Below are 6,758 nucleotides of genomic sequence, written 5' to 3'. Positions count from 1 at the left end.
GATCGCCGGTGGGCGGTCCGAGCTCACCGGCAAGGCTGCGGGTGTCGTCGAAGGCGTCGTCGGCGTCCAGGGGCCCGCCCAGACGGGCGAGCCGGGCGGACACCGCGTCGACGTGCCGCAGCAGGTCCTCCGCACGGGCGGGGCCGGGCGGCACAGGCCGCGGGGCCGGCACCCGGGGGGAGGCCGGGAGGGGCGGGGTACGGGAGTCAGCGGCGGTCACGGAGCGGCTCCGGGTCGTGGTGCAGGTGGTCGAAGACAGCCGTGCAGGACGGGGAGAAGGGCGCCTGCGCGAACAGCCCGACCCGCAGCGCTCCGGCGGGCATGGTGAAGGTCCGCAGGAAGCGGGGCTCCGCTTCCTGGCCGGCCGCGTGCAGGAAGGTGACACGCGGTCCCTCCCGTACCACGGTCAGACGGGCGCGCGGGCCGTCGAGCGACGGGCCCGCCGCCTCGTCGGAGCAGGGCTGCGAGACGACCGTGACCAGCGTCCAGGCACCGGTCGGTGAGCGCTCCACGCAGAACTTCGCCCACCCGGCGGCAGTGTGCAGCACGATGCCCCCGGCGTCGGCGAACCGCCCGCCGCCCGCGTCGCGCACCTCTGCCCGCACGGACAGGGTGAAGTCGTCGGTGAAGTCCCGTCCCAGCGAGGGCAGGCGGTCGATCTCCCGGACGCCCGGTATGTGGTAAAGGTCAGCGCCGGCCGCGGCGGTGACCACGAACCGGCCGCGGCCTGCGGCCGGTTCGGGCAATCGGCCGTCGGACCAGGTCCAGCCCTCCTCCAGGGCGCTGCCGCTCACGCGGACATCCCGCCGTCGACGCCGAGGGCCTGCCCGGTGACCCGGCGCGCCGCCGCGAGGTAGAGGACGGCCTCCGCGATGTCCTGCGGCTGCTGGAAGGCGCGCTGCGGGATCATGCCGCGCATCCGCTCCCAGCACTCGTCACGCGTCTCGCCCGGCCGGGTGAACTCGTCCAGCAGGTAGTCCCACATGGCGGTACGGATCATGCCCGGGCAGACCGCGTTGACACGCACGCCGTTGCGTGCCTCTTCCAGGGCGAGGGAGGCGGTGAAACCGATCACCCCGAACTTGGCCGCGCAGTAGTGGGCGACCTTCGCGAAGCCCGAACGCCCGGATACGGAGGAGAAGTTGACGATGGAACCGCCGCCGTCGGCACGCAACAGCGGCAGGGCGTGCTTGGACACCAGGAAGACTCCGCTGAGGTTGCCCTCGACGACCCGGTTGAACTCGGCGAGTTCCATGGTGGCGACCGGCGAGACGTGGGTGACGCCGAAGGCGTTGACGACCGTGTCGAGCCGGCCGTAACGGTCACCGATCTCCGCGAGCAGGGCGCGTACGGACTCCTCGTCGGACGCGTCGGCCTGGAGCGCGGTGACGTCCAGCCCCTTGGCACTCAGCTCCTCCGCGAGTTCGCCGGCCACGGTGAAACCGTCGACCCGCTGCGAGCGGTACTGGTTGTAGGCGGAGGAAAGGGTGTTGGTGTCGGCGACGACGACGCGGGCGCCGCGTACGGCGAACGCCTCCACGACGGCGCGGCCCATGCCCTTGGCGCCGCCCACCACCAGCACCACGCGGCCCTGGTGGCCGTCGGTGTCACCGGGCGAGGACGGGTGGGCTGTGTCCGGCAGAGTGTTCATACGGGGACGACCTCCGGTGCGGGTACGGGCTGTGCGGCGATGGTGTAGGTCAGGGGCGGCAGGACGAGCGCGTCGGTCAGCCTGGGCAGGGCCCGGTAGTCGGCCAGGTTGCGTTCGGGGGCTGCGACCAGGGCGCGCAGATCGGGGCGTGGAGTGCCCGTGTTCTCCTCCAGCTCCGTGATACGGCGCAGTACAGGCGCGTCACGGTGCTGGAAGTAGTCGAGGAACAGGTGATGGGCGTCGGCCGACGCGGCGGCCGGATCGAAGCCGCGGCGAGGGCTCACTCCCAGCCGGGCGACGGTGTTCGTGTCATGGTCCGCGGTGACGGCGGGGCGCGGGCCGCCGCCGGCGGTGAGCGCCCGCCAGAACGCGGGAAGTTCGAACGCTTCGGTGTCACGCATCCTGGCCGGCTCCCAGTCCCGCGCGAGCAGTCGGGCGGTGAGGGCGCCGGTGTCGACGCGGCCGAGCGCGACCACCCGGTCCATGGTGAGCGGTGTGGTGAACAGGTCCGCGGGGACGAGACAGGAGGCGGGCAGCAGCTCCATCGCGGGCCCCATGGCGGCCGCCAGCACGGGCACCCCGTGGGCGAGGGCCTCGAACACCACACGGCCGAGGCTTTCCCGTGACGCCGTCGAGGGGAACAACAGCACGTCGACGCGGGAGAAGAAGTCGGCGAGCCGGTCCGCGCCGATCAGTCCGAGCGAGGTGACGTGCCCTTCGGGTACGCCCCGCTCCGCGAGGCCGTCGAGGACGGCTCCGGCCTCCCAGCGCGGGTCGTTGGCCTTGCCTGCGTAGACCAGGCGGGCCCGGCCGCCGCTGTCGTCGTGGCAGCGGGCGAATGCCTCCAGGACCTGGTCGAAGTTCTTCGCCTTCGACAGGGCGCCGAGGTAGCCGATCCGCAGTACCTCCCCCGGTGTCGGCGCGGGGCGCGGGGCGTGCCGGGGCATCGCGTCGAGCATCGGGTAGGCGACGACCGCGTCCTCGTGCGGAATCCCCGGGAAGCAGCGCAGGAATACCTGCCGGGTGTACTCGCTGGGGAACAGCACTGTGTCGCCGGGCCTGTGCAAGGGGGCGCACAGCTCCTCCTGGGTCCAGTACCCGGACCAGAAGGTGGTGTGCACCTCACGGACGATGCGGTACCGGCCTCCGTGTTCCTCGCGCCACAGATGGTAGAGGTGCGCGTAGGGCCCGTTACCTGCGTAGACGACGTCGCCCGCGGCAGGGGTGCCCAGGGCGGCGGCGCCGCGGGTGATGTCGTGCGGTACGGCGTCGGCGCGGGCGGTGATCAGGTCGGACATGGTGCGGTGCATGAGGACCGCGCCGTCGAGGATGCCGGAGGTGTTCTCCGGCCCGTAGTCATGGACGTGCAGCCGCATGGACGTCACCCGCCTCTGTGCGTACGGCGCTCAGCAGGGTGGCCAGTTGTCCCGGGGCCATGCCGTGGCGGCGCAGCTGTTCCTCGTGGACGCAGTTGTCGATGTCGTTCTCGACGCCGTGCACGATCACCGGCAGCAGGTAGCGGTGGCGCAGCCAGGCGCCGAATCCGCCGTGGGCACCGTTGTACTCCACCGACACCACGCGCCGGTAGCGACGGATCCGGTCCAGCAGGGGCCGGGTGAGCAGCGGGTTGAGGGCGGCGCAGTGCAGGTGCGGCAGACCGGTGGCGGCCTGTTCCACGAGGGTGGTGGCGTAGCCGAAGCTGATGACCAGGGTGTCGGTGTCGTTCTCGTCCGGCGGGGTGATCCACGCACCGTCGTCCACAGCCGCGGAGCAGTCGGCGGCGGGGGGCTCGAAGCGGGCGTCGACCATGCTGAGCACGTGCACGGTCTCGGGTTCCGCCGCCAGGCGGCGGGCGACGGCGTGGAACTCGGCCTCGGTGACGGGCTCGTAGACGCGGGTGTCGATCAGCAGGGACAGCAGGTTGAAGGCGTTGGCGGCGCCGCCCCAGGCGGCCCAGTTCCGGCCGGCGAGAACCATCAGGTTGCGTACACCGGTGGCGGCTTCCGTGAGCATGCTGAGCGAGTCCATGTAGTACATCGCGTCGGTGGCGACGACTTTCAGGTCGTCGTCGGGGAGCGCGAGGGTGAGTCCGATGCTGAGGGTCTCCGCCAGGCCGGTGTTGTCGTAGGCGACCTGGCCCGGCAGACCGAAGCGGCCGGCCATATCGGCGGTGAACACGGCAGGGGGGCGGCCTGCCGGGGTCGTGACGGAGGCGAGCATCCGGCCGGTGGTCGCGGCGAAGGAGGGTGCGCGCGGTGTGGCGACGGGAACCTTGAAGCTGTGGTTCCCCTTGACGGTGCGGCAGACCAGCGCGGCCCTGCCGGGCCGGGCGATGAGACCGGTGAGGGCCTCACGTACGGCCTCGGCGTCCTGTCCGTCGACCTCCACCACCGTGGGGAAGTAGCTGCGCAGATAGTCCCGGTTGAGCGGTGCGCCGAGGGGTTCGATGCCGCGGTCGTTGGCGTCGACGACGAGGACGAGGTTGTCGAGGCCCGTGTCGTGCGCCCAGCGGACGCACTCGAAGGTGACGCCTTCGTGGAGCTCACCGTCACCGGCGAGGCAGACGACCTTGCGATCGCTGCCCCGGCGGTCCAGGTCACGGGCGCGGCTGACGGCCTGGGCGAGACCGACGCCGAGGCTGTAGCGCATGGTGTTGGCGAAGCCCCAGTCGCGGTGCACGACCCCGGTGAGTCCGCCCCGGTGCAGGGTGGTCAGCGGCAGGAACGGCAGCTGACCACGCACGTAGTACTCGGCGTAGAAGCTGGGGGCGATATGGCCCCGGCCGACGATCAGGTCGGCCGGAGTGTCACCGCCGACCAGGCCGATGTCGAAGCAGGCCCGCACCGTGGGCAGGGAGGACAGACAGCTCTGGAGTGTGCCGGAGCCGGCAATCTCGTGCATCCGGCGCAGGACCTCGCCGCTGTCCTCGTAGAGCCGCTCGGGGACGGCCGCGGCGACGGTACGCATGGCCTCCAGCGGGGAGACCGCGGTGTCCTGGAGATCGAGCGCGGCGAGTTCCGCGGTCTCCTTCTCCACGAGAGTGGCCTCCGCGGGGGTGAGGCGGTCGAGGTGCGCCGCGCTCACCTCGGCGTAGCGTGCGGCGAGGCCGTTCACACCCGGCCCCCGTACACCTTGTCCAGCGCGTCGGTGAGCTTGCCGCAGATTTCCTCGGTCTCCGCGGCCGTGGTGGTGAACGCGGGGGCCAGGGTGATCCAGTCGTCCTGGCCGCGCAGGATCAGGCCACGCTCCTGGCAGGCCGAGGCGACGGCGGCGCCCGCGGAGGCGTCGGGGTCGTCCGGCAGGGGGCGCAGCTTCGCCCCGTACAGCAGCCCGATGCCGCGCACGTCGCCGCGATCGGCGATGGCCTGGGTGAGGCCGTCGTTGAAGGACCTGGCGAGCGCCACGTTGCCTGCGGGGAAACCGCCCTCCGTGTAGTGGGTGACGGCCGCCAGCCCGGCCGCGGCGGCGAGCGGGTTCGCGGCGTAGGTGTGGGAGGGCGCGAAGGAGGAGGGGCCTGGGCCGTCGGAGAGGATACCGGCCACCGTGTCGTTGAACAGGACGGCGGCGAGCGGCGCGTAGCCCGCGGAGATGCCCTTGCCGACACACATCAGGTCGGGGATGGCGCCGAGGGTCTGCGCGGCGAAGGGGCGGCCGGTGCGGCCGAAGCCGGTGACGATCTCGTCGAAGACGAGCAGGACGTCGTGGCGGTCGCAGATCTCGCGCAGCCGGGCCAGATAGCCGTCGGGGGCGATGGCCATGCCGCGCAGATGGATGACGGGCTCGACGACGAGGGCGGCTACGGAGTCGGGGCCTTCTGCCAGGAGGGTGCGCTCGATGGCTTCGGCGGCGAGCCTCCCGGACTCCTCCGCCTCCACCTGGTGCACGGCAGCGAACATGTCCGGTGACCAGACGTGGACGGCGCCGGGCAGACCGGGGCCGAACCGGGTCACGTCGGGGCGGCCGGTCAGCGACAGGGAGCCGAAGGTGGCGCCGTGGTAACCGTGGTAGTAGCTGAGGATCTTGTAGCGGCCGGACCGGCCGAGCTGCCGCTGGGTGTAGCGGGCCAGCCGCATGGCTGCCTCGACGGCCTCCGAGCCTCCGTTGACCAGCTTGACGGTGTTGAGGCCCTCGGGGGCCAGCCGTGCGAGGGCATCGGTGAGGGCGAGCGCGGCCCGGTTGGTGCCGTGCAGCGGCGGGTTGAAGGGCAGGGTCCGCAGCTGCTGGGTGACGGCGTCGAGTACGGGCTCGCAGCTGTAGCCGAAACACGTCACGAAGACGCCGGAGAGGCTGTCGATGTAGGAGCGTCCGGCCGTGTCGGTGAGCCGGATTCCCCGGGCCTTCTCGAAGAGGATGGAGTCCTGGTTGAAGGGCACCTCGAAGCAGTAGGAGGAGAGGTCCTCTGGCCAGGCGCGGCGGTGGTCGGTGGACGGCATGGTGGCACCTCATGGGGGTCGGGTGGGGCGGGCGGTGGCGTGGTGACGCCGGGTGTCGGTCCGGGCGTGTGGCGCCGGTCCGGGGGCTTGGTCCCGGGGGCTTGGTCCGGGGCTGGTTCGGGGGGCTTGGTTCGGGGGCCTTGGTCCGGGCGCCGGGTCAGGCGGTGAGCAGCCGGTGCAGGCGCAACCGGCGCCGGGCGTCGAGGAGTTCGAAGTAGCCGAGCCAGGCGGGGCTGAGCACGTCGCGTTCGAGGATGTCCTTGGCGATGTCGACGACGACCGGCACGGAGTGGGCGATCAGCACCGGCATCAGCACGGGCAGGTGGCGGTCGTCGAGGAGCCCGGTGCGGGACGCCTCTGCGCGGAAGGCGGCGAGGGAGGCCCGCACGTCGGGCGGCCCGTCACCGGCCCGCCCGGCCAGCTCCGCGAGCCAGCCGAGGTCGAGGAGCCGGTCGCCGACGTGCAGGTTGTCGAAGTCGAGTACGGCGCTGACGCGCGGCGGGCGGCGGCCCTCTTCGCTGAGCAGGAAGTGATGGTGGTGCAGGTCGCCGTGGACGACGGCACGACGCCGCGGTGGCGGGGTGAGGGCGTCGGCGTGCCGGTCGAGCAGCGGTCCGGCCGCGAGCAGAGCGGTCAACGCCCGCTCTGCGGCGCGTCCCCAGTGGTCGGTGCGG

At 72.2% G+C, this 6,758-nt stretch carries 6 protein-coding genes and 1 pseudogene; all 7 read right to left on the bottom strand.

What is annotated here, in order from left to right:
• Positions 1–220: pseudogene (locus G3I19_RS33070) on the bottom strand (hypothetical protein); the annotation flags it as partial.
• Positions 207–794, bottom strand: coding sequence for a DUF1349 domain-containing protein (locus tag G3I19_RS33065; RefSeq protein ID WP_164267405.1), 588 nt, complete (start codon positions 792–794; stop codon positions 207–209). The gene G3I19_RS33065 and the pseudogene G3I19_RS33070, both read right to left, overlap by 14 nt.
• On the bottom strand, positions 791–1,651 hold the full coding sequence (locus G3I19_RS33060) for an SDR family NAD(P)-dependent oxidoreductase (protein ID WP_164267404.1): 861 nt from the start codon (positions 1,649–1,651) through the stop codon (positions 791–793). Before G3I19_RS33060 ends, G3I19_RS33065 begins: the two co-directional genes overlap by 4 nt.
• Positions 1,648–3,027 (bottom strand): glycosyltransferase, encoded by a 1,380-nt coding sequence (locus G3I19_RS33055; protein ID WP_164267403.1) that lies wholly within the window; start codon positions 3,025–3,027, stop codon positions 1,648–1,650. The genes G3I19_RS33060 and G3I19_RS33055 overlap by 4 nt, the downstream gene beginning before the upstream one ends.
• A complete protein-coding gene (locus tag G3I19_RS33050) occupies positions 3,008–4,765 on the bottom strand; it encodes a 1-deoxy-D-xylulose-5-phosphate synthase N-terminal domain-containing protein (RefSeq protein WP_164267402.1) in 1,758 nt (585 codons plus the stop codon). Before G3I19_RS33050 ends, G3I19_RS33055 begins: the two co-directional genes overlap by 20 nt.
• Complete coding sequence (locus G3I19_RS33045; protein WP_164267401.1) at positions 4,762–6,084, bottom strand: aminotransferase class III-fold pyridoxal phosphate-dependent enzyme; 1,323 nt, start codon at positions 6,082–6,084, stop codon at positions 4,762–4,764. Before G3I19_RS33045 ends, G3I19_RS33050 begins: the two co-directional genes overlap by 4 nt.
• A gap of 157 nt (positions 6,085–6,241) precedes the next feature.
• Positions 6,242–6,758 (bottom strand): phosphotransferase (locus G3I19_RS33040; RefSeq protein WP_164267400.1); only part of this gene is annotated, 517 nt, incomplete at its 5' end.

Source organism: Streptomyces sp. SID10853 (assembly GCF_010548145.1).
In the GTDB taxonomy this organism is placed as follows: Bacteria; Actinomycetota; Actinomycetes; order Streptomycetales; family Streptomycetaceae; genus Streptomyces.
This window is presented reverse-complemented; position numbering and strand designations above follow the sequence as displayed.